We start from the raw sequence: 25,562 nt of genomic DNA, 5'->3' as shown, positions 1-25,562 counted from the left end.
CCATCATGCACCTGGCCTCAGTCTTCGCTGCCAGCGCCTGGCAACACGTGCCGGACCGAGTTGGCGCTCACCGCGCATCCTGGAATCACCCCCGACGGCGAAATTGAGTTAGCGGGCCAGGCACGGCAAGGTCCGCCATACCAATTACAGCAATCGCTTCCTTCTGATACCGCTCCAGATCTTCGAACCAGGTCGGATAATCGCCGCGACGACTAAAAAATCTGACAGTAGCTCCCTGGAGCAAAAAATCTTCGTCTCCCTCATCCACCGATATGCCCACTACCGCTAGCAGGCTATCAGCCTCAGGAAGAGCGGCGGCATCTTTCAGCATGCGAGCAGCAAAAGAGATACCTCTCACCGCCGCCCTACTCAAATAAGTTTCCCTGTTGTCCGCAAGGTCGAACAGGGAAACGTAGACGTCGTTCACTTCATACTCATACAGCCCCACTTCTGAGGCGTCTATGTCGTTACGCCATCCAGGTCCCGACAAAGACTTGAGCAAGATGGCGCCGCCAGGGCCGAGCACCCAGCCGGCCCTCGCGACTTCATCCAATTCAGGTGGCAGGTCGCGGCTTGGGTCCACAACCCCCTGCACAAGAACGTCGAACATGCGTGAATTCATCTTCACGGCGGCGTGATCCTCAGGTATTGATAGGCTCTATTAATGGCACTTTGCGGCACCTGCTTTGCGAGTTTCGGCGCCAACTCTTCTCCGCTCGCCGAAATCCACTTCCCCGTTTCCTGATGGTAGTAGTACTTGCCTGATGCACCCCGCCCCATAGGCTGTAGATGAATATTTGCACCCGGCCGTCCGGGATTCTGATTCTCGAGATCGATCCGGAACCGACCGTTCTTGTCCAAGTGTACGGTCTTGCTGTTAATTACCGGGGCGTCGGGGCTGCTGGTGAGACGGGCAGCAACAGGACACGAGTTGTGCACGAGGAGCGACGTATTGCCTGCGAGCACGTAGTACGTATGAATGTCGCGAACTGTGAGGTTATACGCGGCACCCCTACCGATCGACGTCTCGCTCAAGCTGCCGACCGCCACCGAATCACCAGAAACTGTCTGCAACGCGGCGCTGCGGTTGAGGGCGTCCGCCCGTTCCCACCGACGGTCCGTGGCGTTCCAGAACGGGTGATCCTCGGTGGTGACCAGCGCAGCACCGGCGACGGTTAGTGCATAAAGGTCGTCCTCGTGCGACCAGACGTGGGTGACCTCGCGATCACCCCGTTCACCGGTCTCCGGATTCGCCGCGACAACGAAGTCCCCGACACTGATCTGACTGATGGGCTTCGTGCTGCCGTCGGCCATCAGCACTTCGGTTTCGCCAGCGAAACTACATGCCGCGTCAGCACCTTCGAGCAGCGCTTTCCCAATCGGTCCGGCTGCCTTCAGCTTCCCGATCGGCACAAAGCCGACCGCAGTCCAGGCGCATCCCGAGATCTGGCCCTTCAAACAATTCTGGGCGTCTGTGATGCCGAGCAGGTCTTTCAGCGCCTGCTCTGAAGCCTTGGACTTCGCTTTCTTCAGTTCGGCGCAGATCTCCGGGTTGTTGTAACAGAAGACATAGTCCTCGACCACCTCGCGCTGGAACATGTCCAGGTTGGTGATGTGGGTGTAGTATCGGAACTGAGCACCGTTCTCGATGGTCATCTTGCCGGGTGCCGGCATGGCTCGCCCGTCGTCGTCGTGCTTGCCGGTCCAACCGCCGGTACCGCCGGGACCGTCAGGTTCATCCTTCTCGCAGGCGACGGGCCAGCACGGGTTGTTTTCCTTCGCGTCCTGGTTTGCGTCCTCGTTGCCGGGGACGTAGCCGGAGCAGTCGAACTTGGCGCAGTCGTCCGGGATCAGGCCCGTCGGGTCGCTGCTGGTGACCGGGGTGTTGTTGGCGTACGCGTAGCCGTTCCACTGCTCGGGATCGGCGAGGTCCATGATCGGGTCGACCGCGACGAACTTGCCGATGGCCGGGTCGTAGGGGCGTGCGCCGATGTTGGTCAGGCCGGTGGTGTCGGGGCCGCCGTCGATCGTCCCGCCCACGAAGCCGAGCTGGTTCGGCCAGGCGGCGGGCGCCGCGCCGCGCACCCCGCCGTACGGCGTCTGGCGCTGCGGGGTGATCGCCTGGTTGCCCGAGGCGATGGCGTACTGCTGGGTGCCCTGGTGGTCGGTGACGAGCCAGGTGACGCCGGTGCCAGGCTGACGCATGGCGTACATCTGGCCGAGATGGCTGTAGTAGCGCGTCGCCGACTTGGTGCCGCTGCTGGTGGTGTAGCGGATCTCCAGACCCGGCAAATAGAGGGTCTTGCCCGTCGGATCGCGCGCGATCAGGCGGGCGCCGTCGGCGTCGTACAGGTAGCTGTGGTTCTTTCCGCCGTCGGTGAGGCCGACGAGCCTGCTCTCGCTGTCCCAGGTCAGTGCCTGGCTGCCGGTCCCGGCCGGGCAGGTGTTGTTGACGGCGGTCGCGCTCGGCCGGCAGGTCATGTTGCCCGCCGCGTCGAAACGGTAGTTGCGGGTACCCGCGCCGACCCCGGTCGTGACGACCTGCTGAGCCCCGTGGGGCTGGGCCGCACCGGGCGCGGGGTACGTGTAGGTGGATTCGGTGGTCGTGGTGCCGTGCCTGGTCTCCTTGGCCCGGTTGCCGACCGACGTGCCGACCGGATCGAAGGTCCAGGAGTGCCAGTACGGCGCAGGCCCGCCCAGGCCGGTCGCCGTCGCGGCGGGGGCGCAGTCGCCGGACGAGGGCGTCCAGGCCGACGTCAGCCGCTGCGCGTAGTCGTGTTCGAAGCACTGCACGTCGGCGGTGCCGCCGGTCGGGGCGTCGGCGATCCTGGTGATGTTGCCGGCCTCGTCGTAGTCGTACTTGAGGTCGGCGACGGGCTGCGGCGTGACCTGCCGGCTCGTGGTCGCCTGTGACAGCCGGCCGGTGCTGTCCTCGTACGTCCAGGAGCGGTCGAGGTAGTTCTGGGCGGTCTGCTGGTAGCGGACGAGGCCCAGCTCGGCGAAGGCGTTGTAGTCGGTGTTGGTGACGTACTGGCCGGCGTTCGGCCAGTTCGTCTTCACCTGCTCGGCGAGGCCGGTCACCTCGTCGTAGGTGAAGGTGAGCTGCTCGCCGCCGAGACTTCCCGCGTTCGGGTACGTGGCGGTCGCGACGCTGACCCCGTCCGCCTTGTACGAGCGGGTGAAGGTGTAGGTGCCGTTCAGGTTGGCCTCGGAGGCGGGGATGACGTAGTCCTCGCCCAACGACTTGTAGAGGGCCGTGTAGCCCCGGATGCGCATCTTGTACTCGTTGACGCCGAGGTCCGTCCAGCGGCTGGTCGACGCCAACTGGCCCTTCGCGCCCGTGGGGTCGTACGCCCAGGTGGCGCGCTTGTTCGCCGTCGCGATCGAGGTGTCGTAGACGGCGTCCTTACGGCCGAGGCTGTCGTAGTGGTAGACGAGCTTCTTGCCACGCGCGTCGACCGTGTGCTCGAGGTCGCCGTAGTCGTTGTACGTCGACTCCGTACGGCCCCGGTCGGGGTCTTCCGTCGCGGTCTGCCGGCCGCGGATGTCGTACTCGTACGTCCACTCGTTGCCCGCGGCGTCGGCGACCCCGGTGAGCTGCTGCTTCCGGTTGTAGGTGTAGGTGCTGGCGTCGTGCGGCCCGGCGACGGAACCGCCCGAGTGCCGGCGCACCTCGACCGTCTTGCCGGCGGCGTTGGTGATCGTGGTGGTCGGCGTCCCGCCGTCGGGCGGAGTGACGTAGACCCGGTCACCGCCGTACGCGGTGGTGGTACGCCACTTCTCCTGGCCGCTGGTGGTCAGGATGCTGGCCGTGGTGCGGCCTGCCCGGTCGTACAGGTTCACCGTCTGGCTGTTCGCCTCCCACGCCGCGATCGACTTCAGGTTGGTGCCGGCCGTCAGGTCCGGGTCGTGGTGTCGGCCGTTGGTGTACGCCACCCGCCCGGCGGCGTCGTAGACGGTCTCGCTGAACACGGTGCCGCCACCGGCGACGGCGGCAGTCTGGGTCTGTCGCGGACGGAGCAGACCGTCGGAGAGCGCGTGGCTGGTGACGTACTTGCCCTCGGCGTTCAGGACCCGGGTCGTGACGGCGTTGGCGCCCCCGCTGTTGCGGATGGTGTAGGTGTATTCGTACGAGGGGGTGGCCGGGTTGGCCGGGTCGGTACCCATCGGCCGGTTCGGCAGCCAGACCTTCCGCAGCCGGCCGAGCCCGTCGTACTGCAGATCGGTCACCTTGCCGTTGGCGTCCGTGGAACGCTTGGCGAGGCCCCAGCCCGGGATCATGTCCTGGCTCGTCGTCCAGTCGAGGTGGTTCCTGGTCTCCACCTTCGTGACAGGGCCGCCGGCCGCCGGGGTGTAGGTCGTGGTCGTTTTGTTCCCACGGATGTCGTAGGTGTCCTTCACCCTGCCGTGGGCGTCGTAGGTCGAGGTGCCCGTGGTCAGCCAGACCGTCCCGCCCGACGGGGACCAGTCCTTCAGCGTCTCGACCTTCGTGGGGTCGCCCTTGGTGGGTGCCACGCCGTACGCCTGGCCGTCGTAGGACGTGCGGACGTCGTTGACGATGTCGTCCTTGCTGGTGGGGGCGGTGCCGCACGGCAGGGCGAAGGTCTCGACCCGGACGGAGGTGGCGAGGATGTTCCTGCCGGCGTTGCGCGCGTACGTCGTCCGCATGCACTGCTCATCGCCGGACTGGGTCACGTCGCCGAGGTCGCTGGCGGTGACCTCCATGCCGTACTCGTCGAAGCCGTTGGTCTTCTTCGTCACCCGCCACCCACGGCCCGCGTCCAGCTTGACGGCGTTCCAGCTCGCCTGCACGCCGGTGTATCGGGCGTAGGTGGTGGTCTGGCCCATGTCCCGGGTCGCGGTGGCCGCCGACTGCCACGCCTGGCTGGCCCCCCGGGACACGACATCGGTCTCGACACCGTTGTAGGTGATCTGCTCGCGGACCTGCCCGGCGAACGCGTCCTCGTCGTTGACCTGGGGCGCGTCGGCGGCATCCGAGACGTCGCCGTCGCCGTTCAGGTCGAGCGCGGCGAGCGTCACGGGGCGGGTACCGCCGCTCGGCGCCGCGCGGTCGCCGTGCATGCCCCGGTAGTAGCGGGTCTCGGCCAGCGTTTCCTGACCGTCGGTGCCCTTGCGGACCTGGACCCGCCCGTAGCCGCGGTAGTCGGACCAGGTACGGAACTTGTCCTTGGTCATGCCGTCGTCCGTGGCGTGCCGCCAGGCCGCGCCGCCAAGATAGTCGTACGTCGTGACGACGTCCGTGCCGCCGACGGTGCCGTCCGACTCGTGGATCTCCTCGACCACGTACTTGTGGAAGTAGTCGGTCTTGATCAGATTCGTGAACGGATCCTCGGTGAGCACCGGATAGCACCGCAGGGTGTTGCTCTGCGGCGACGACGGCATGGGCCCGTCGGTGTCGCACTCCGGTTGGGAGTAGACCACCGTGATCTTGCCGCCGGCCTCGGTCCAGACGGTGTTCATCCGCAGCCAGTGCATCGGGGGCTTACCGTCGTCGGTCTTGTCGACCCGGTTGGGCCGCTGCACGAAGTCGAAATTGATCTCCGGCAGCGTCACCGGCTCGCCGATGTGCCCGGTGTGCTGGATCGACTCCAGCCACATGCCGTCGCGGGAGGCGTCACCGTTCGGTGGGAAGGTGTGCCTCAGGTCCCAGCTCTCCACGTCGCCGGAGACGCCAGCGACCTTCGTGGTGATCTTCGACAGGCGGCGGGTGCTCCAGAAGGTCGGCGAGTACTTGCCGGGGCACTGGGTGCCGGTGCACTCCTGGTCCCAGGGCGTGTCCGGCCAGCGGGCCGGATTGTCGTGGTCGGTGCAGTCCGACAGGCACCGGTCGGAGGTGGCGAAGAAGACCTGCGCGGTCGGGGTGACGGAACGGTCGGTCGCGCCCCGGTCCCAGGTGCCGTAGTCGATGCGGGTGACGTTCGAGGCCCGGACGTAGGAGACCTCGTCGCTGTCCGTGCCGTTCGCGGCGTACTTGTTGGTCTCCCGGCTGTACCAGAGCGACATGGTGCCGCCGTGGGTGTCCACCACGTAGTCGAGGTTCCAGCGCCACGCCTGCTCGCAGTGGGCGGCGGCGAAGCTGCTGTTCCAGCAGGGCTCGTTCTCGTGGTTGCCGTAGACGCGCACGGTGTTGGTGGAGGCCGTGCCCGTCGTGTGACCGGGCAGGTCGTCGAGCCCGAAGAAGTACTGGGTACCGTCGGCGGCGGTCACCTTCCAGTGCTCACCGTTGTTGTCGCCGTTCGCCGCGCCCGCCAGCTTCTCGACCTTCGCCGCGTCGTCGTTCTTCGGTCGCCACACGCCGGTCGCCGTGTCCCTGACCAGTTCGGTCGACCGCCCGTTGAGCGAGAGCACCGCGTTGTCGGTGCCCCAGCACTGGTCGCCGACCTGGTCGTCGTTGGTGGCGCCGTTGGCGGTGTCGTCGAAGCAGGGCACGTACCGCCGCTCGATGAAGCCGGGGTTGTAGTCGAAGCCCTCCCCGACCCACGACGGCTGGTTGTTCGAGGCGTCGCTGCGACCGTCGACCGCGCTCGACGAGTACGCCAGCGACACCGTCGGCGTCGGACCCGTGGCGGGCGGCACCCGTACGGGGTAGGACCAGGAGAAGTCGCCGCTCGATCCGCCGGCGCTCCAGCTCGACGACGCCTGCAGCGGCGTGGCGCCGTAGTCACCGGCCGAGCCGGATGCGGCGGCGGCCAGGGCGACCAGCGTCGTCGCACCGGCAGAGGAGATCTCCACCTCTGCCGACACCCGGTTGGTCGCCCCGTCGTTGCGCGAGGCCAGCGGACGACCGCCGCACCCCGCCTTCTCCGGCGTCGTCAGCGCGCACTCGGGCAGCGCCACCAGGCGGAGCCGGGTCGACCAGTCCGCGCCGAAGGCCGCCGCGAATCCGGAGTAGTCCACCCCCAGGCTCATCCGGCCCGCACCCGCCTGACCGTCGGCACGGGCGACCCGCAGCACCACGCCGTCACGCCACCCCGCCGGGACCTTGGCGCGGTCAAGGACTTCGACCCGGGCCCGGCTCACGGCGGTGGAGGCGGTGGCTCGCGGTTCCGCGCTCTTCGCCACGGCCGGACCGACGTACACCGGCAGGGCACCGACCCGAGTTGCCGCGGACGGCGCCGTGACCCGGGGTGCCGTCGCGGCCCGATTTCCGGCGGCCGGTGCGACGCCCGCCTCCGCCACGCCGGCCGAGGGCCAGGTGACCTTCCCTGCGGGCCGCCTGGTCGCGCCCTGTGACAGGTCGGCCGGACGCGGCTTCGACCTGACCGGCTTCGCGGAGACCGGCTTCGGCTGCGTGACGCCGAGGCCGACCGGCGGTGCGGCGACCGCCGGCCGAGGCTGGGCGGTCAGCGTGGAGGCCAGCATGACGAGAGCCAGGCTCCCGGCCAGACCCATCCGCAACCGGCTCTCGGGGCGCCAGAACGAGGACCGGGAATCGCGCCGCGCCACGGTGGCCGGCGACGGACGAGCAGACATGAACAACCTCCGCCGTGAGGGGTGGGGGGCCGGAAAGCGGAACAGCAGGCAGGCAGGGCCGGCCCGGAGCAGCTTCGGCGCTGCTCCAGGGCCGGCTGGTGTCAGGAGTTGCGGTGGAGGGCGCGTGCCTCGCGGTCCGACATCGCGCCGGCGTACACCTTGATCTGGTCGATGTCACCGAGTAGAGGGCCGTTCCAGCTCCCGTTCGCGCCGACGTACAGGGGCTGCCGGGAGACCCCGCCCGTCGCGCCTGTCGCGACGGCCGCCTGCCGTACGCCGTTCACGTAGAGCCGGACCTCGCCGGAACCGGCGTCGAAGACGCCGACGAGGTGGATCCACGCGCCGAGCGCGTCGGCGGTCACCCGGACGTCGGACTTGGTCGAGGCCCAGGTGACACCGCCAGCGCCGTCCGGCGAGGCGATGGTGAACGACAACTCGCCGTAACGGTTCATGTAGAGCTTGAAGGCGCCCTCCTGGTCGGCGGCCAGGCCCTGTCGAACCATGACCTGGTCCTCGTCCGCGAGCGCGTTGATCCGCACGGCGGCGGAAACCGTGAGCGACTGACCGGTGTTGACGACCGCGTCAGAGGTGCCGGCGTAGCCGCTCCTCGTGGACGCGCTCCCCCATCCGTCGGGCTGAGGGCCGTTCAACCAGAGGGCATCGTTGTCGTCGTAGCCGTCGCCCGTGTACCCGACGTTCTGCGCGGCGGAGTACGGGTCGGTGCAGCCATAGAGGTCCAGGTACTGCTGCCAGTAGGAGACGCTCATGGCTGACTGGCAGCCGGACGAGAGCGCACCGTTGAAGTCCCAGTTGGCGACTTCGATCGGTGCCATGATGCCGGACACCGCCTGGGTCCCTGCCTCTGCGTCCTCGTCCGTCCCGTTCAGGTCGTCGGACGTGAGGACGCGATTCCACATCCGCACATCGGTGATCTGACCGCGCCACCGGTCGGTGATGTACGGGGCACCACTGGCGGCGGTCCACATAGCGCCGCCGATGACCGCGGGACCGCTGGCGTTCCATCCGGCCGAGGTGCGAGTGTCGGAGCCGACGACGACACCGTTGACGTACAACGTCACGCTGCCGGTCCCGGCGTCGTAGGCGCCGGCGAGATGAGTCCACCTACCCACGTCCCGAGTGGTCAGGCTTCCGGACGAGAAGACCGTCGTGACGGAGTTGCCCTGGCCGGCGTCGGCCGTCGTGAGCATGAAGCTCCACCTGGGCTGGCCGGAGTCCAGGCGGGCGCCCAGGTAGAAGGCGCCCACGTTGGCACCGGACTTGCTCACGGCGGTCCAGTTGCCGGTCGGGAGGTCCGGGTCGGGATCGGTCGTGTCGGCGTCGGCCAGATTCACCCAGGCCGCGACGCTGAACGACTTGCTCGTGTCCAGGGCCACGTCACCCGACAGGTGCGAACTCCTGTCGAACGACGCGGTCGACTCGCCGTAGAGCCGGCTGTCGGCCGCCCACGCGCTGTTCCCGGTCCACGAGAGTTCGGGTCCGCCCTGCACGTTCTTGAGGTAGTGAGAGTCGACGGAGTCGAGTGGCCAGTGCGCGACCGGCGCGGAGGGGCCGTTCACGAGGAACCGGTGTCCCGTGGTGTCACTGCGCTTGCTGGCACTGTCGACGCTGTAGACCTCCAGCACGTTGTAGCCGAAGCGCCGCGGCGTCAGGGTCACCGTGTAGGACGCGCCGGCGGCCACGGTCACCGTCGTCAGAGGGGTCGTCTGGCCTGCCCAGCCGTAGACGTACTTCACGGCGTCCTGCGAGCCGGCGCCGAAGGTGAAGGCCCCCGAGACTCCGGGTCCGCCGTGGGCCGAGCCGTCGTCCGGGTACGCCGTCGAGGTCACCGTCGGGGGCAGCGGCTTGGAGACGTCCACCGTGAAGCTGCACCAGGCCGTCCATCCCGAGTACTGGCCCGCCCTGTCCCTGGTCTGCACCTGCCACTCGTAGGTCTTGCCCTCCGAGCCGGCCCCGAGGCTGATGACGCCGGACTCCCCGTAGTTGTTGCCCGGCTTGGTCTGCCCCGTCTTCGCCGTGACCGTCGTGGTGCCCTTCAGCCGGTACTGGAAGTAGCCCACCAGGCTGTCCGTGGCGCCGTCGGCGTCACCGTAGAACGCCTTCAGCACCGGTGAGGCGGTGCCGATCGTCGCACCGCACGCCTGGCCGGACGTGGTGAGGCCGGTCGGCACGGCTGGCTTGGAGTTGTAGGTGACCTCGAGCCACGCCTTGTTGGTGTAGAACTTCTTCCACCGGCTCTCGAAGTCCTCCCCCACCCCGGACGGATTGCACGCGCACAGGCCGACCGTGTAGACGGACCATGCGTTGGTGGCGGCCTGCTGGAGGTCCGTGACCACGGCGGTGCTGGAGAACTCGGCGTCGTCGTCGGGCTGGATCGCACCGCAGCCACCCGCCTCGTTCGCGTTGCCCTCCCACGAGTCGAGGTAGGTGGCGGGCAGCGGCCGGGTCGTCCAGGCCATCCGGCCGCCGCTCGCCACCGTGATGGCGTTCGTCCGGTAGGCGTAGACCCAGGTCGGGTCGCAGGAGTACGAGTGGTCGAGCGTGACCCGGATCGTCCCGCCCAGGATCTGCTTGCCCTTGAGGCCCGACACGTTGAAGTCGTAGTAGGAGCGGTAGCGCTCCCCGTTGCCGCCCTCCGGGTACGGCTGGCGCCCCACCCGGGCCACGGTGGTGTCGTTGTTCTCGCCGTTGCTGGTGGAGTACGCCCACTTCGTCCGCAGCTTCTCGAACTGCGGATCGATGTAGATCGGGTAGGTGAGCCCAGGGTCGGCCATCAGTTCGGCGTCGGGGGTGACGGTGAACTGGGCGCGCGACGCGGCGACGCGCACCTTCGCGCTTCGCGAGGTCACCGCCGGTTCGGTGGCGGTGGCCCGTTCGCCCCGCGGGGTCTTCAGCCGTGCTGCCGCCTGGGCAGGCAGCACCTCGCCAGCCCGGGCCGGGTCGTGGGAGGAGTCCCACATCCGCGCTGGCGCCGAGGTGGCGACGGTGACCCCTGCGGCGGTCACCAACCGCATGGCGCCATCGGCGGCCTGGGCGATCCTCATGTCACCGCCGGTGCGGTAGCGCAACGCCTTGATCGCCGGCTGTGCGGCGGCCTCAGGGGTGAGCACCTCCACCACGTGCGTGTAGCCCTCGGCGGTCGCGGTGACGTGCAGGTTGACGCCCTTCAACACGGACGGGTACGTGGCGGTGGGGCCGTTCACCTGAGGCTTCGGCAACGATCCCAGCGGCCAGCCGAGGGTGAAGGTCGACCCGGCCTCCCGCCACGTCACGAGCGGACCCGCACCGCCGGTGGAGAACGACACGTCGGCCAGGGTCGCGGTCGGAACCAACCTGTCGCCCCGCTGGCGCAGGCCGGGGTCGATGGCCGCCCAGGAGCCGTCCGCGCGGCGTACCCGCTGGGGTGCGACCGCCGCGACCAGCTTGCGGACGCCGTCCGGGGCGACGGTCACGTGCGCGTACTCCGTGCGCTCGCTGAGCGCCTCGACCGGCCGGCCGCAGGCCGCCGCCAGCCTGGCTGCCGCCGCCTCGTCCGGCGCCTCGGCGCTGCCACACTCCCGCTGCGCCGCCGGAGTGGGAGCGGCGACGGCTGACGGAGCCACCACGAGCCCGCTGCCCGAGACGCCGACACTGACGGAAGTCAGCCAGATGAAGGCACGACGCTTCCACGACACGACCACGAGGTCCCCCGAATCACCCGCACAATAGCGAGCGAACTTTAGAGATCCTCTACCCGGCAAGTAAATACCCGACTACAAACTGCTGCCACTAAAGCCTCAGGCGCGGACAAAGGCCCACCCCTGGTGGCCGTAGGTAATCCCCTACCCGGTGGAAGACCCCTACGGCTGGTCAGTCGTCAACGTACGGGCAGTGCCGGCAGCCGCGCCCGCAGCAGGTGCCGCGCCGGGCCAGGAAACCCGCGCTGAGCACGAAGAGGCCACTGGTCGGGTCAAGGTAGCCGGCCTCGCCGGCGGTCAGGGCTGCGGCGTGCGCGGCCAGGATCCGCTCCCGTTCCGGGTGCTCCGGCGGCAGCCGGGACGGGTGGGGCTCGGTCAGCGGCCGGTCCGCCAGCGGTCGCCGCTCTCCGGTCACCGGCGCAGTCTAGACACGCGTTCGTCGCCCCTGTTCCAGGCCGGTCGACGCGTCGGCACGGACCGGCTCGGGGGCCGGGACGGGGCGCCGAGCCAGATCGGCGAGGAACGCCGACTCCGCCAGCGTGTCGGTGCCCTGGGTGAACACCACGCCGGTGGCGCCGGCCGTTAACCGGTGGCGTCGGTCCGGGCGGGGCCGGCAGGCTGACCCGATGGACCATCGCCGGGCCGGGCGCCCCCGACGCGCGTCAACCCCCGGGGCGTCGCCGACGCCAGCACGGCGTTCGCTGACGCGGGCCGGGGAGCCGACGTGACGCAGCAGGCGACCACACCTGTCGGGGGTGCCGCCCCGAGACGGCCCTCGCTGCTGCGCAGCCGCAACTTCGGGCTGCTCCTGGCCGGGCAGACGGTCAGCGAGCTGGGCACCCGGGTCTCCAACGTGGCGGTTCCGCTGCTCGCCGTCGGCACGCTCGACGCCAGCGTCTTCCAGGTCGCGCTGCTGACGGCGCTCGCCTGGCTGCCGTACCTGATCTTCTCCCTGCCCGCCGGGATCCTCGCCGACCGGGTCGACCAGCGGCGGCTGATGGTCGCCTGCGACCTGGGCCGCGCGGCGTTGCTGCTGTCGGTGCCGGTGGTCGCCCTGGCCGACCTGCTCACCCTCGGCTTCCTGTACGCGGTGGTCGGGATCTCCGGCGTGCTCACCGTCCTGTTCACCGTGGCCCACAAGAGCATGCTGCCGAGGCTGGTGCCGCCGGACCGGCTCGTGGACGCCAACGCGAAGCTCACCGTCAGCCAGGATTCCGCCGAGCTCGTCGGTCCGACGATCGGCGGCGTGCTCGTCGGGCTCGTCGGCGCCGCGAGGACCTTCGTCGTCACCGGCCTCGCCTTCGCCGTGAGCGGGTTGACCCTGCTGCTGATCCGGGAGGCCCCGAGCGAGCCCGCGCCCCGGCGCGACCGGGTGCCGCTGCGGGTGGAGATGACCGAAGGGCTGGGCTTCATCCGCCGCCAGCCGATCCTGCGCAGCATCCTCGCCTGCACCACCGCCTCGAACTTCTTCGTCATGGCGTCCGGCTCCATCGAGGTGGTCTTCCTGCTCGAGGAGCTGCACGCCACGCCGGCGCTGGTCGGGCTCGTCTTCTCGGTCAGCGCGGTGGGCGGCCTCGTGGTCGGCGCGTTCGCCGGCCGGTTGACCGCGTGGCTCGGCTCGGCCCGGGTGATCTGGGTGGCGATGGCCGCCCCGGGCCCGCTCTACCTGCTCATGCCCCTGGCTCGGCCCGGCTGGGGGATGCTGCTCTACGGCATCGGCCTGGCCGCGTTCTCCGCCAACGCGGTGCTCTACAACGTGGCCACCCTGACGTACCGGCAGCGGATCACACCGCCCGCCCTGCTGGGCCGGGTGAACGCGGCGTTCCTCTGGGTCTGTTTCGGCGTGATCCCGCTCGGCGCGCTCACCGGCGGCGCGCTCGCCAGCCAGCTCGGGCTGCGGCCGGCGCTGTGGATCTGCGTCCTCGGCACGTGGAGCGCCGCGCTCTTCGTCGTCCTCTCCCCGCTGCGGCGGATGCGGGACATGCCGGCGGCCTGACCGGTCGATGCCAGCCCTGGCTCCGGGCGGAACCCGACGCCGGCCGATCAGGTCGCACGCTGCGCCGGGTGGCCCCGGGCACCGGGCCGTCTTCCGTGCGCACGGAAGCACGTTGGCTTTCCGCCCCGCCCGGCCTATGGTGGCTGCATGTGTTCGACCGGTCAGCAGATCAGCACCGCCGTCGTGGTGACGGCGGCGCCCGCTGCTGTCTGCCGGTGCGCCCTGCGGGTGAACGTGGCGACCCGGGTGGTGCGATCCGCGGTCGCACCGTCGTGCGCCGGCTCGGTCGCCTCCCGACTGCCGAGCCCCGCCGGACGTGGCCCTCCGTGAACCGATTGCAACTCTTGCGAACGGCCACCAGGGCGAAGCTATCCAGCTTCGGCCCTTTTTCTTTTTTCCCGAGGAGCTACGCCATGACCACGCCCACCCAGTCCAGCGAGCAGAAGTGGCTCGACGACCTGCGTACGACACTGACCAACGACTTCGAGGCGCAGACCGTCCGGCTGACGCAGCTCACCGCCGACACCGGCGACCCGGGCGAGGCGCACACCCAGAGCGCGCTGATCGCCGCCACCCGGCGGAGCATCGAGCAGGTCAGCGGGGCGCTGCGCCGCCTCGCCGAGGGCCGCTACGGCATCTGCGAGCGCTGCTCCGCCGCGATCCCCCGGGAGCGCCTGGAGGTGCTACCGCACGCCCGCTTCTGCGTGCCCTGCCAGCAGAAGCAGCAGTGACGTACGCGGGCTGCCGTGCCGGCGCACGGCACGGCAGCCCGTCGGGTCACCCGAACCAGGTCATCGCCTGCCCGTGCGGGCTCGTCCAGGCGAGTGGTCGGCCGTCCAGCGCGAGCACGTTGTACAGCGCCTCGTCCGGCGGCTCCGGCAACGCGTCGTGGGGCAGCACGTCCGGGGACTCGTTGGAGATCCAGTGGCCGGGCAGGCCGCGTACCGCGTCGGCGAACGCCGCCCGGCGCGGCGCCGGCACCTGGTAGAGCACGGAGGTGTGGAACACCACCAGCGTCGCGCCCGCCGGCGCCCGCGCGGCCAGCGCGGGCAGGTCGTCCACCAGGTCGCCGCGCACGAGCAGCGGCGGGTCGGACGCGGCGACGGCCGCGGCGGCCCGCAGCCGGGCGCGGCGGTGCGTGTGCTCCGGCCAGATGAGGGCGTCGAGCCAGGCCACGTCCGCCGGCTCGGTCACCCGCAGCGGATTGAGGTCCAGGCCGGCCCGCCACACCACCTCCGGTAACCGGTCCGGCGGGGCCAGGCCGGTCGCCGCGCAACCGAGGACCGGTTCGCCCGCGCCGAGCGCGTGGTCGCCGTAGCGGTAGGCGTACCGGTCGGGGTAGAGGCAGAGCCCGGCGGACGCGCCGACCTCCAGCAACGCCAGCGGCTGCGGCAACGCGGCGAGCACGGGCAGCAGTACGGCACACCGCCCGGGCTCGTTCGTCTGGGTCGCGCGGGTGCGCAGTTCCGCCTCGATCGCCGGCCAGTCCGCCAGCGCGAAGTCGCGGAAGGCCGCCGGGTCGTCGACCGGCCCGCCGAGCAGTCGTACGACGCCGAACAGCAGGTTCGGCTGCCGCCTGGCCGGCGGGAGCGCGGCGAGCAGGGCCAGCAGTTCGTCGTCGCGGGAGACGGCGAGGGACAGGCGCTCGTACGCCGGCGACACGCCGCGCGCCTCCCGGATGGCGAACTCGACGTAGCTCTCGGCAATCGTCATGCTCCGATGATCGCAGTCGATGCCTCACGACCGGAGCCACCCCCAGGAAATGCCGGTGCAACAGCCCAGCGGGGATATGGGTCAGGTCCTCGGCCGCCACGCCAGGTAGGACCACGTGTAGACGCACAACGACACCGGCGCGCCCTCGATCACGCTCAACTCTCACTCCCCACGGCCACTGCGATGTGTAGGGCGGCCTGTGCGGGGGTGAGGTGCGTGGTGTCGACGACCTCGGCCTCGGCGTGCAACCACGTGCGGGCCGCCTCCGAATAGGCATCGAGGTACCTGAGGCGAAATGGTGAAGGGACGGGATGTTCCCCCTCGATGCGCCCGCGAAGTGTGTCGCGGTCGGCATGGAGCACGAAGTGCCTCACCGGGATGGCATGTTGGGCGAGGCCAGCGCTGATCTCACGCCAGTACTGTTCGACCAGGACAGTCATGGGCACCACCAGAGTGCCGCCGGTGTAGTCGAGGACGCGTCGAGCGGTCTCGACGACCAACTGCCGCCACGGCGGCCAGTGCTGGAAATTGTCCGTTTCGGGCAGCCCCGGCGTGATGTCCATGAGTGTTTCGCCGACCTTCTCGGCGTCGAACACCCGCGAGTCCGGGATCAGTTGCTGCACGAGGGCACTGGTCGTTGTCTTGCCTGCGCCGTGGGTGCCATTGATCCATACGATCATGGGACTCGATGCTAACGCCGTGCCGCCGACGCGCCGGCCTTGTGGCTGGGCCTGCTTGTCGCGGAGCAAGCAAGGTGGGCCGGCGGATGTCCACCGGCCCACCTTGTCACTCGTACGTCAGCTGCAGCCGCTGGTGGAGCCGCAGCCCTCGCAGACGTAGCAGCTACCGGCCGGGCGCATCTTCGTACCGCAGGTGAAGCAGAGCGGCGCGTCGGCGGCCTTGCCGATCACGGCCTCCAGCAGTTCGGTGCTGGAACCCACGGACGGCGCCGGCTTGGCGGCGGCAACGTCGGCGGTCTCCTGCGCCGGCTGGGCGATCGGGCCGGTCTTCGGCTCGGTCGGCGCCTCGACCGGGGCGGAGGCGGCCATCGCGGTGAGGTCCGCACCGCTCGCCTCCGCCTCCGCCTCGGCCCGGAGCTGGGCGGCCCGCTCGCTGGCGGTGAAGATGCCCAGTTCCGCGCGGCGCTCGTACGGCAGGAAGTCCAGCGCCAGGCGACGGAAGATGTAGTCCATCACCGAGGCGGCCATCCGCACGTCCGGGTCGTCGGTCATGCCGGCCGGCTCGAAACGCATGTTGGTGAACTTGCTGACGTACGTCTCCAGCGGGACGCCGTACTGGAGACCGATGGAGATGGCCACCGAGAAGGCGTCCATCACGCCGGCCAGGGTCGAGCCCTGCTTCGACATCTTGAGGAAGACCTCGCCGAGGCCGTCGTCCGGGTAGGACGAGGCGGTGAGGTAGCCCTCGGCACCGCCGACGGAGAAGCTGACCGTCTGGGACGGACGCTTCTTCGGCAGGCGCTTGCGCACCGGGCGGTACTCGACGACCTTCTCGACGACCTTCTCCACCTCGGCGGGGGCGGCCTCGGTGGCCTTGTTGGACTTCGCCACCGACAGCGGCTGGCCGACCTTGCAGTTGTCGCGGTAGATCGCCAGCGCCTTGAGGCCCAGCTTCCAGCCCTCGAAGTAGATCTTCTCGACGTCCTCGACGGTTGCCTGCTCCGGCATGTTGACCGTCTTGGAGATGGCGCCGGAGACGAACGGCTGGACGGCCGCCATCATCCGCACGTGCCCCATCGGGGCGATGGACCGCTCGCCCATCGCGCAGTCGAAGACCGCGTAGTGCTCCGGCTTCAGGCCCGGGGCGTCGACCACGTGGCCCTGGTCGGCGATGTGCTCGACGATCGCCTCGACCTGCTCCTCGGGGTAGCCGAGGCTGCGCAGGGCGCGCGGCACGGTCTGGTTGACGATCTGCATCGAGCCGCCGCCGACCAGCTTCTTGAACTTGACCAGCGCCAGGTCCGGCTCCACGCCGGTCGTGTCGCAGTCCATCATGAAGCCGATGGTGCCGGTCGGCGCGAGGACGCTCGCCTGCGCGTTGCGCCAGCCGAACTTGTCACCGAGCTTGTTGCCCTGGGTCCACTGCTTCGTCGCCTCGCGGACGATCGCGGTGGCCACGGTGCCCGAGGGCTTGATCTCGTCGTTGGCTGCGGCGTGCTTGCGCATGACCCGCTTGTGCGGCTCGGCGTTGCGGGCGTAGCCGTCGTACGCGCCGACGACGCCGGCCAGCTCGGCCGAGCGGCGGTACGCGGTGCCGGTCATCAGCGAGGTGATCGCCGCGGCGACCGAGCGGCCCTGCTCCGAGTCGTAGGGCAGGCCGGAGGCCATCAGCAGGGCGCCCAGGTTGGCGTAGCCGATGCCCAACTGCCGGTAGGCGCGGGACGTCTCACCGATCTTCTCGGTCGGAAAGTCGGCGAAGCAGATCGAGATGTCCATCGCGGTGATGACGAACTCGACGGACCGGACGAACTTCTCCACCTCGAAGCCACCGTCGGCGCGGAGGAACTTCATCAGGTTGAGCGAGGCCAGGTTGCACGAGGAGTTGTCCAGGTGCAGGTACTCCGAGCACGGGTTCGACGCGGTGATCCGCCCGGTCTCCGGGCAGGTGTGCCAGTCGTTGATGGTGTCGTCGTACTGGAGGCCGGGGTCGGCGCACTCCCAGGCGGCCTGGGAGATGGCGCGGAACAGGTTCTTGGCGTCGATGGTCTCGATCACCGCGCCGTCGAGCCGGCCGCGCAGGTCGAAGCCGCCGCCGTTCTCCACCGCGGTCATGAACTCGTCGGAGACCCGGACGGAGTTGTTGGCGTTCTGGTACTGCACGCTGACGATGTCGGCGCCGCCGAGGTCCATGTCGAACCCGGCGTCGCGCAGCGCGCGGATCTTGTCCTCCTCGCGCGCCTTGGTGACCACGAACTCCTGGATGTCCGGGTGGTCCACGTCGAGGATGACCATCTTCGCCGCGCGCCGGGTGGCGCCGCCGGACTTGATGGTGCCGGCGGAGGCGTCCGCGCCGCGCATGAAGCTGACCGGGCCGGAGGCGTTGCCGCCGGAGGAGAGCAGCTCGCGGGAGGAGCGGATCCGGGACAGGTTCACGCCGGAGCCGGAGCCGCCCTTGAAGATCAGCCCCTCCTCCTTGTACCAGTCCAGGATGGAGTCCATCGAGTCGTCGACGGCCAGGATGAAGCAGGCGCTGACCTGCTGCGGCGAGGGCGTGCCGACGTTGAACCAGACCGGCGAGTTGAAGCTGAACACCTGGTGCAGCAGCATCCAGGTCAGCTCGTGGGCGAAGATCTCGGCGTCGGCCGGGCCGGCGAAGTAGCCGTACTCCTCACCCGCCGTGCGGTAGGTGGTGACCACCCGGTCGATCAACTGCCGCAGCGACCACTCCCGCTCCGGGGTGCCCACGGCGCCCCGGAAGTACTTGGTGGTCACGATGTTCGCCGCGTTGACGCTCCACGACTCCGGGAACTCGACGCCGCGCTGCTCGAAGTTGACCGAGCCGTCCCGCCAGTTGGTCATGACGATGTCGCGGCGCTCCCAGGCGACCTCGTCGTAGGGGTGCACCCCCTCGGTAGTCCAGACCCGCTCGATCTTGAGCCCCGCGCCGGCCTTGTTGCGTGCCCTGCTGGTTGTCACACCGTCCCCCGACATCTCATCCGCCCCCTCGTCCGCACGGCCACCCGCCGCCCGATCCGACTGTCAACAAACTGCGAAGAATTCAACTGGTACGGCCGGCGGCCTCGGCCGCGTCGGCCCCGGCGCCCTCCCGGGCGCGCGCGGCGGCTCGCAGCGTCTCGATCTCGCGCTCGAAGTCGGCGAGCGAGTCGAACGACCGGTAGACGCTGGCGAACCGCATGTAGGCGACCTCGTCCAGGTCCCGTAGCGGGCCCAGGATGGCCAGCCCCACCTCGTGGCTGGGGATCTCGGCGGCCCCCTTGGCCCGGACGGTCTCCTCGACCTTCTGCGCGAGCAGCGCGAGCGAGTCGTCGTCCACGGGCCGGCCCTGGCACGCCTTGCGCACCCCGCCGACGATCTTCGTACGGCTGAACGGCTCGGTCACCCCGCTGCGCTTGACGACCGCGAGGACCGCCTCCTCGACGGTGGTGAACCGCTTGCCGCACTCCGGGCAGGATCGCCGCCGGCGGATCAACTGGCCGTCGTCGGCCTCCCGCGAGTCGACCACCCGGGAGTCGGCGTGCCGGCAGTACGGACACCGCATCGCACCCGACCTCCTTCGTCGATCGCGGGTCCGCCGACCGCTCGCCGGGCACGCGTCAGCGCGACGGAGCCATCTGCCGATGGTCTTCGCCGTGTCGACGGTGCCGGAGTGCGGTGGGTAGTCGAACCCAACCTGTAGGCGACTTACGCCCGTGTGACTACTACATCTAGGGGTTGACCGTAGGCCGCTGCGGATCGGAGGTCAAGTTGGCCGGCGTGTCCGGCGCGTCACCCGACTCCGGGATCGACCGGCACCGCCGCCCGCCGCAGGACCAACCGTCCGACGCCCCTGCGGGTTACCGGTCCGGCCGGTGCGAAACGGCCGACGATCGGACGAAAGTCGAACACCCGTTCGACCCGGCGTACCATTTATCAGAACACGAGTACGAGCGGAGCGGTTTTTCACACCGACACGCCGAGCAAGGTCGTACAGATGTTTGAAAATGACCGATCTCACCTATACGGTCTTGAACAACCGGGCGCGGAATCCTCCGTCCACCGGTCACCTCGCACCACCGCACGCACCAGCATCACCGCACGCACCACGAGCCGCCAAGGCACCCAGCGCCGACCAGGGAGGACGGACGTGACCGAGGATCGGGCCAGCCGGCCGAAGAGCCCGCAGCAGATCACCGAGGCGGGACCGCCGGCCACCCGACGCCGGGGCGCCGCGCGCAGCCGGACCGGGCAGCCCGCCGTGCGCCCGGTCACCCCGGTGGTCAGTGCCTTCCCCGACCCCGCGACGGTGGATCTCACCGCCCGGCAGCGCCGGATCCTGGAGTTCATCCGCAGCTGGGTCGAGCGGCACGGCTACCCGCCGAGCGTGCGCGAGATCGGCGAGGCCGTCGGCCTGGTCTCGCCGTCCAGCGTCGCCTACCAGCTCAAGGAGCTGGAGAAGAAGGGCTTCCTGCGCCGCGACCCCAACCGGCCGCGCGCCGTGGACGTCCGGGCGCCCGCCGAGGTCGACGACGAGCTGGCCCGCTCGCAGCGTCCCGCCCCGGCCTACGTGCCGATGCTGGGCCGGATCGCGGCCGGTGGCCCGATCCTGGCCGAGCAGGCCGTGGAGGACATCTTCCCCCTCCCCCGCGAGCTGGTGGGTGAGGGCGAGGTCTTCATGCTCCAGGTCAAGGGCGACTCGATGCTGGACGCGGCGATCTGCGACGGTGACTGGGTCGTGGTCCGGCAGCAGCCGACCGCCGAGGCCGGCGACATCGTCGCCGCCATGCTCGACGGCGAGGCGACCGTGAAGACCTACCGCCGCCGCGACGGGCACGTCTGGCTCATGCCGCAGAACCCGGCCTTCGACCCGATCCCCGGCGACGACGCCACGATCATGGGCCGGGTCGTCGCGGTGCTGCGCCGCATCTGATCCGCCACCGCGCCGGGTGGCCGCCGTCGGCGGTCACCCGGGCGCCGTGCCGCTCGATTGCGGGCCCTGAGCGTCCCTTGCCGTCTCCGGCAGGGCCCAGCGCCCCGGTAGCGGTCGCCCCGGCAGGCCCAGTCTCACTAGCCGTCGCTCCGGCAGGCCCAGCCTCAGTAGCGGTCGCCTCGGTAGCGGTCGCCCCGGTAGCCCCGGCCACCACCTGGCACGTGACCGTAACCGCGACCGTCGTCGGGGCCGTCATCGCGCCGGCGGACCGGCCGCTGGCCACGGGGGTCCGATTCGTCGCCCCGACGCGGCGGCTCCGCCCGGCCACCGCCGTAGACGCCACCGCCCGGCTGCCCGCCGCCCCCGTAGACACCGCCACCGGGACGACCGTCGCCCTGGCGACCACCGCCACCCTGGCGTCCGCCACCACCCTGACGCCCGCCACCGCCCTGACGGCCACCACCCTGACGGCCACCGCCGCCACCCTGACGCCCGCCGCCACCTGGCGGCGGCCCACCCAGGCCGGGCGGCCCGTCCACAGGCGGGCGACCGCCGCCGTAGACCCCTCCGCCAGCAGCCGGACGGGCGCCACCGTAGACGCCCCCGCCGGCCGGGCGGGCGCCACCGGGTCCCCCGCCGGCCGGCGGGGGACCGCCGCGCCCACCGGCCGGGCCGCCGTAGACCGCGGCCGCCGGTGCACCGCCGTAGACGCCGCCCCGGCCCCGGTCGCCCGGCGGAAGGAAGCCGTCGTCCGCCGGCCCACGCCGGTCGTCGGCGGGGACGTCGTCGCGGTCGGCACCGTCGTCGTCGCGGGGAGGCGCCGGCTTGCGCCGGGACCGGAGGATGCCGAAGACACCCGCCGCCACCATCAGCGCGCCGATCACCCCCACGGCCGCGATCAGGTACGTGATGTCGCTCAGGCTCAGGCCGTCGACCCAGGACTGGCCGGCCTTCTTCGGCGCGCCGCCACCGCCGGCCACCGGCTTCGCGCCCTCCGCGGAGGGTGTGTAGCCGAGGATGTCGATCGGCGCGTCCTCGTCGAGCTGGCCGCCGTCGGAGACGGTCAGGAAGGTCTTGCCGTCGGGGCTGTAGGTGATCGCCTCACCGAACGGGTCGGCGAGCGCTGTCACCCGGGGCTTGCCGCTGGTCAGGGCCGCCACGACGTTGCCGTCGGTCACGTCGTACTCGAAGGCGTCGGCGTAGGTGCGCACCACCACCCGGGAGCCGTCGGGGGACCGGGCCGCGCCGGTGATCGCGACGCGGCCGGGGGCGCCGAGCCGGTTGTCCGTGTCCGTCTCCGGCAGGCTGATCTCGCCGACCTGTTTCATCGGTACGGCCGGGGTGTCCCCGCTCTTCATCTTCTCGGCGGGGGTGAAGATCTGGGCCTTGCCGGACATCACCTTGGTGATGATCAACGGGTTGCCGTCGTCGCCGATCAGCAGCGCCTCGGCGTCGTGCGGCTTGCCCTCCGGGTAGGAGAGGCGGTGCAGCACCGGCCGCTTCGACCCGTTGACCGGCATGCTCCACAGCGCCACCCGCGGGCGACGCTCCCGGCTGGTGACGTTGTCACCGGTGTCGGCGATCCAGATCGTCGTGCCGTCCGGGGAGAGCGCCAGGTCCTCGGTGTCAAACGGCCCCTGACCCGAGTAGCGGACCGGCTCCTTCGCGATCCCGCACTTGGTGTCGAGGAAGAAGACCCGCTTGCGGCTCTCCACGTCGGTGCCGTCGTTGATCACGATGTAGCCGCTCTTGGTGGCCACCAGGCCCGACAGCTCCCGCAGCCGCTCGTCGGTGACCGTGCACCGCTTCTTGCCGGGAGCTGCCGCGAGTGGGGACGCGGCCGAGGCGGGCGCCGCCGCCAGGGCGACTCCGGTACACGCCACGGTCGCCCCCAGCAAGCCGAGGGCGACCGTGACCGAAGAAACAGCGCGGCGCATTGAATCAGTGTCGCATGCCGGGCGTTTCCGACGCGTGACGCCGGGAGGGCATCACCGGGCGCCCGCGACCGCCTGGTCCTCGTCCGCCCGGAACGGCGCCAACTCGGCGGCGAGCGCCTCACCGACCCGCACGTGCACCAGGGTGCCCTCCGGCAGGTGGGAGGTGCTCAGCACCTCGCCCTGACGGTGCACCCGGGCCACCAGGTCGCCCCGGTCGTACGGCAGCACCGCGCGGACCTCCACGGCCGGGCGGGGCAGCCGCGCCTCGACGGCCTCGCGCAGCCCGTCGATCCCGCGACCCGTGTGCGCGGAGACGAAGACCGCCTCCGGCCAGAGCCGCTTGAGCCGCAGCAGCGTCTCCTCGTCGGCCGCGTCGGTCTTGTTGACCACCAGCAGCTCGGGCAGCCGGTCGGCGCCCACCTCGGCGAGCACCTCGTGGACCGCCCGGACCTGCTCCTCCGGGTCCGGGTGGGTGCCGTCGACGACGTGCACCACCAGGTCGGCCTCGGCGACCTCCTCCAGGGTCGAGCGGAACGCCTCGACGATCTGGTGCGGCAGGTGCCGGACGAACCCGACCGTGTCGGAGAGGGTGTAGAGCCGTCCGTCGGCCGTGGTGGCCTTGCGGGTGGTCGGGTCGAGGGTGGCGAAGAGCGCGTTCTCCACCAGCACGCCCGCCCCGGTGAGCCGGTTGAGCAGGCTCGACTTGCCGGCGTTGGTGTAGCCGGCGATGGCCACGGCCGGCACGGCGTTGCGGGAACGCCGGGCGCGCTTGGTCTGGCGTACGGTCCGCATGCCCTTGATCTCCCGGCGCAGCCGGGAGATGCGGTGGCGGATCCGGCGCCGGTCGGTCTCCAGCTTCGTCTCACCCGGGCCGCGCAGACCCACGCCGCCACCGGCGCCGCCACCACGACCGCTACCACCGGTCTGCCGCGAGAGGGTCTCACCCCAACCGCGCAGGCGCGGCAGCAGGTATTCGAGCTGGGCCAGCTCGACCTGCGCCTTGCCCTCCTTGCTCTTGGCGTGCTGGGCGAAGATGTCGAGGATCAGCGCGGTGCGGTCGACCACCTTGACCTTGGTGCGCTGCTCCAGGTTGCGCAGCTGGGACGGCGACAGCTCACCGTCGCAGATCACCGTGTCGGCGCCGGTGGAGAGCACCACCGAGCCGAGGTCGTCGACCTTGCCCCGGCCGACGTAGGTGGCGGGGTCGGGGCGGTTGCGCCGCTGGATCAGCCCCTCGAGCACCTGCGAGCCGGCGGTCTCCGCCAGCGCGGCCAGCTCGGTGAGGGAGTTCTCGGCGTCGCTCTGCGAGCCCTCGGTCCAGACGCCGACGAGGACCACGCGCTCCAGGCGCAGCTGGCGGTACTCGACCTCGGTGATGTCCGCGAGCTCGGTGGAGAGGCCGGGGACCCGCCGCAGCGCCTGCCGCTCCGACAGCTCGAACTCACCGGTGGTGGCGTCGAGCTCGTCGTCCTCGTAGGGAAGAAGGGTCTCCTGGTTGTGCAAGCCGGTCTCCTGTCCGTTCTGTCACGTACCGAGCAATCCTGACATGTGCCAACGCGGAACGCACCCGCTATATGCCCGCTCGAACGGGCCACAAAAGTGGGGGCGGATGCCGGAGGGGCCCGCCGGGGCGAGTAGAAATGCGGGGCAGCCGTTCAGCGTCGACGGAGGGACCCCGTGGCCATCACCCGACTTCCAAGTGCCGGATTCTCGATCACGATTCGGATCGCCGTGCCGGCGGACGCGTCCTCGATCGGCCGGCTGACCACCTCCGTGGGTGAGGCCGGGGCGATCGTCACCGCGCTCGACGTGGTGGACTCCGACCCGACCCACGTGCTCGTCGACCTGACCTGCGACACCGCTGACGCCAGCCACGCCGACCAGGTGGTCGACGCGTTGACGGCGCTGGACGGCGTGGACGTGCGCAAGGTCTCCGACCGGACCTTCCTCCTGCACCTCGGCGGCAAGATCGAGGTCAGCTCGAAGGTGGCGCTGCGCAACCGCGACGAGCTGTCCCGGGCGTACACCCCGGGGGTGGCGCGGGTCTGCATGGCGATCGCGGAGAACCCGGCCGACGCCCGCCGGCTGACCATCAAGCGCAACACCGTGGCCGTGGTCAGCGACGGCTCCGCCGTGCTGGGCCTGGGCAACCTAGGGCCGGCGGCGTCGCTGCCCGTGATGGAGGGCAAGGCCGCGCTGTTCAAGCGCTTCGGCGGGGTGGACGCCTGGCCGGTGGTGCTCGACACCCAGGACACCGACGAGATCGTGCAGATCGTCAAGGCGATCGCCCCGGCGTACGGCGGGATCAACCTGGAGGACATCGCCGCGCCGCGCTGCTTCGAGATCGAGGCGCGGCTGCGCGAGGCGCTGGACATCCCGGTCTTCCACGACGACCAGCACGGCACCGCGATCTGCGTGCTGGCCGCGCTGACCAACGCGCTGCGCGTCGTGGGCAAGCAGCTCGCGGACGTCCGGGTCGTGGTCTCCGGCGCGGGCGCGGCCGGCACCGCGATCATGAAGCTGCTGCTGCGCCAGGGCGTCGGCGACATCATCGCGTACGACCGGCAGGGCGCCCTGCACCGCGGCCAGAGCGGGCTCAACCCGGCCTGGCAGTGGCTGGCCGAGAACACGAACAAGGAGAACTACTCCGGCGACCTGGCCGGGGCGGTACGCGGCGCGGACGTCTTCATCGGGGTGAGCGCGCCGAACCTGCTCACCGGCGACGACATCGCCACGATGGCCAAGGACTCGATCGTCTTCGCGCTGGCCAACCCGGACCCGGAGGTCGACCCGCGGGAGGCGCGCAAGTACGCCGCCGTGGTCGCCACCGGCCGCTCCGACCAGCCGAACCAGATCAACAACGTGCTCGCCTTCCCGGGTGTCTTCCGGGGCATGCTGGACGCGCACGCCGAGGAGTTCACCGAGGAGATGGCGATCGCGGCGGCCCGGGCCATCGCGGACGTGGTCGGCGAGGACAAGATCAACCCGACGGTGATCGTGCCCAGCGTCTTCGACTCCCGGGTCTCCCCGGCGGTCGCCGCGGCGGTCCGCGCCGCCGCCCAGAACCCGGCTCCGGCCCCGGCCGCCGACCCGGGCCCCGCCGACCTCCCCGAGATCGCC

Annotated in this window: 14 protein-coding genes; 4 read left to right on the top strand and 10 right to left on the bottom strand. The window is 70.4% G+C overall.

From position 1 onward, the window contains the following. Positions 1 to 85 precede the first annotated feature (85 nt). The 4 genes from F6X68_RS00930 to F6X68_RS00915 form a co-directional block, all read right to left on the bottom strand. Positions 86 to 628, bottom strand: a complete 543-nt coding sequence (locus F6X68_RS00930) for a hypothetical protein (protein ID WP_151452431.1) — start codon at positions 626 to 628, stop codon at positions 86 to 88. Further along, positions 625 to 7,494, bottom strand: coding sequence for an RHS repeat-associated core domain-containing protein (locus F6X68_RS00925; RefSeq protein ID WP_151452430.1), 6,870 nt, complete (start codon positions 7,492 to 7,494; stop codon positions 625 to 627). Before F6X68_RS00925 ends, F6X68_RS00930 begins: the two co-directional genes overlap by 4 nt. A gap of 101 nt (positions 7,495 to 7,595) precedes the next feature. Continuing rightward, a complete protein-coding gene (locus F6X68_RS00920) occupies positions 7,596 to 11,117 on the bottom strand; it encodes a LamG domain-containing protein (protein ID WP_151452429.1) in 3,522 nt (1,173 codons plus the stop codon). A 244-nt stretch (positions 11,118 to 11,361) separates the two neighbouring features. Next, complete coding sequence (locus F6X68_RS00915) at positions 11,362 to 11,604, bottom strand: DUF5522 domain-containing protein (protein WP_151452428.1); 243 nt, start codon at positions 11,602 to 11,604, stop codon at positions 11,362 to 11,364. 309 nt (positions 11,605 to 11,913) lie between these two features. On the opposite strand from F6X68_RS00915, the gene F6X68_RS00910 reads away from it, so the two are divergent. Both F6X68_RS00910 and F6X68_RS00905 read left to right on the top strand, forming a co-directional pair. Next, a complete protein-coding gene (locus tag F6X68_RS00910; protein ID WP_151452427.1) occupies positions 11,914 to 13,185 on the top strand; it encodes an MFS transporter in 1,272 nt (423 codons plus the stop codon). A 413-nt stretch (positions 13,186 to 13,598) separates the two neighbouring features. Beyond that, positions 13,599 to 13,916, top strand: coding sequence for a TraR/DksA C4-type zinc finger protein (locus F6X68_RS00905; protein ID WP_151452426.1), 318 nt, complete (start codon positions 13,599 to 13,601; stop codon positions 13,914 to 13,916). 46 nt (positions 13,917 to 13,962) lie between these two features. On the opposite strand, the gene F6X68_RS00900 is transcribed toward F6X68_RS00905, so the two are convergent. The 4 genes from F6X68_RS00900 to nrdR all read right to left on the bottom strand — a co-directional run bounded on the left by F6X68_RS00900 (position 13,963) and on the right by nrdR (position 19,137). Beyond that, entirely contained in the window at positions 13,963 to 14,898 is a 936-nt protein-coding gene (locus tag F6X68_RS00900) for a DUF2332 domain-containing protein (protein ID WP_151452425.1), read from the bottom strand. Between the two features lie 155 nt (positions 14,899 to 15,053). After that, positions 15,054 to 15,578 carry an AAA family ATPase gene (locus tag F6X68_RS00895; protein WP_151452424.1) on the bottom strand — a complete coding sequence of 175 codons (525 nt, stop codon included), beginning with the start codon at positions 15,576 to 15,578 and terminating at the stop codon, positions 15,054 to 15,056. Positions 15,579 to 15,695: 117 nt separating this feature from the next. After that, positions 15,696 to 18,569 (bottom strand): vitamin B12-dependent ribonucleotide reductase, encoded by a 2,874-nt coding sequence (locus tag F6X68_RS00890; protein ID WP_151452423.1) that lies wholly within the window; start codon positions 18,567 to 18,569, stop codon positions 15,696 to 15,698. Between the two features lie 67 nt (positions 18,570 to 18,636). Continuing rightward, on the bottom strand, positions 18,637 to 19,137 hold the full coding sequence (nrdR, locus tag F6X68_RS00885) for a transcriptional regulator NrdR (protein ID WP_132232964.1): 501 nt from the start codon (positions 19,135 to 19,137) through the stop codon (positions 18,637 to 18,639). A gap of 585 nt (positions 19,138 to 19,722) precedes the next feature. Between nrdR and lexA the strand changes: the two genes are divergently transcribed. Continuing rightward, positions 19,723 to 20,505, top strand: a complete 783-nt coding sequence (lexA, locus tag F6X68_RS00880) for a transcriptional repressor LexA (protein ID WP_151452422.1) — start codon at positions 19,723 to 19,725, stop codon at positions 20,503 to 20,505. A gap of 164 nt (positions 20,506 to 20,669) precedes the next feature. On the opposite strand, the gene F6X68_RS00875 is transcribed toward lexA, so the two are convergent. Continuing rightward, on the bottom strand, positions 20,670 to 22,442 hold the full coding sequence (locus F6X68_RS00875; protein ID WP_151452421.1) for a hypothetical protein: 1,773 nt from the start codon (positions 22,440 to 22,442) through the stop codon (positions 20,670 to 20,672). Positions 22,443 to 22,493: 51 nt separating this feature from the next. Continuing rightward, positions 22,494 to 23,945: a GTPase HflX gene (gene hflX, locus F6X68_RS00870; protein WP_151452420.1), complete on the bottom strand. Its 1,452-nt coding sequence runs from the start codon at positions 23,943 to 23,945 to the stop codon at positions 22,494 to 22,496. 174 nt (positions 23,946 to 24,119) lie between these two features. Between hflX and F6X68_RS00865 the strand changes: the two genes are divergently transcribed. Then, positions 24,120 to 25,562, top strand: a 1,443-nt coding sequence (locus tag F6X68_RS00865; RefSeq protein WP_151452419.1) for an NAD-dependent malic enzyme, incomplete at its 3' end; no start/stop codon positions are given.

The organism is Micromonospora sp. AMSO12t (genome assembly GCF_008806585.1).
GTDB lineage: Bacteria > Actinomycetota > Actinomycetes > Mycobacteriales > Micromonosporaceae > Micromonospora > Micromonospora reichwaldensis.
This window is presented reverse-complemented; position numbering and strand designations above follow the sequence as displayed.

Excerpts from the sequence above, each read along its gene's own strand:
- F6X68_RS00925 (WP_151452430.1), bottom strand. The coding sequence starts at position 7,494 with ATGTCTGCTCGTCCGTCGCCGGCCACCGTGGCGCGGCGCGATTCCCGG.
- F6X68_RS00905 (WP_151452426.1), top strand. The coding sequence starts at position 13,599 with ATGACCACGCCCACCCAGTCCAGCGAGCAGAAGTGGCTCGACGACCTG.
- F6X68_RS00900 (WP_151452425.1), bottom strand. The coding sequence starts at position 14,898 with ATGACGATTGCCGAGAGCTACGTCGAGTTCGCCATCCGGGAGGCGCGC.
- F6X68_RS00895 (WP_151452424.1), bottom strand. The coding sequence starts at position 15,578 with ATGATCGTATGGATCAATGGCACCCACGGCGCAGGCAAGACAACGACC.
- F6X68_RS00890 (WP_151452423.1), bottom strand. The coding sequence starts at position 18,569 with ATGTCGGGGGACGGTGTGACAACCAGCAGGGCACGCAACAAGGCCGGC.
- nrdR (WP_132232964.1), bottom strand. The coding sequence starts at position 19,137 with ATGCGGTGTCCGTACTGCCGGCACGCCGACTCCCGGGTGGTCGACTCG.
- F6X68_RS00875 (WP_151452421.1), bottom strand. The coding sequence starts at position 22,442 with ATGCGCCGCGCTGTTTCTTCGGTCACGGTCGCCCTCGGCTTGCTGGGG.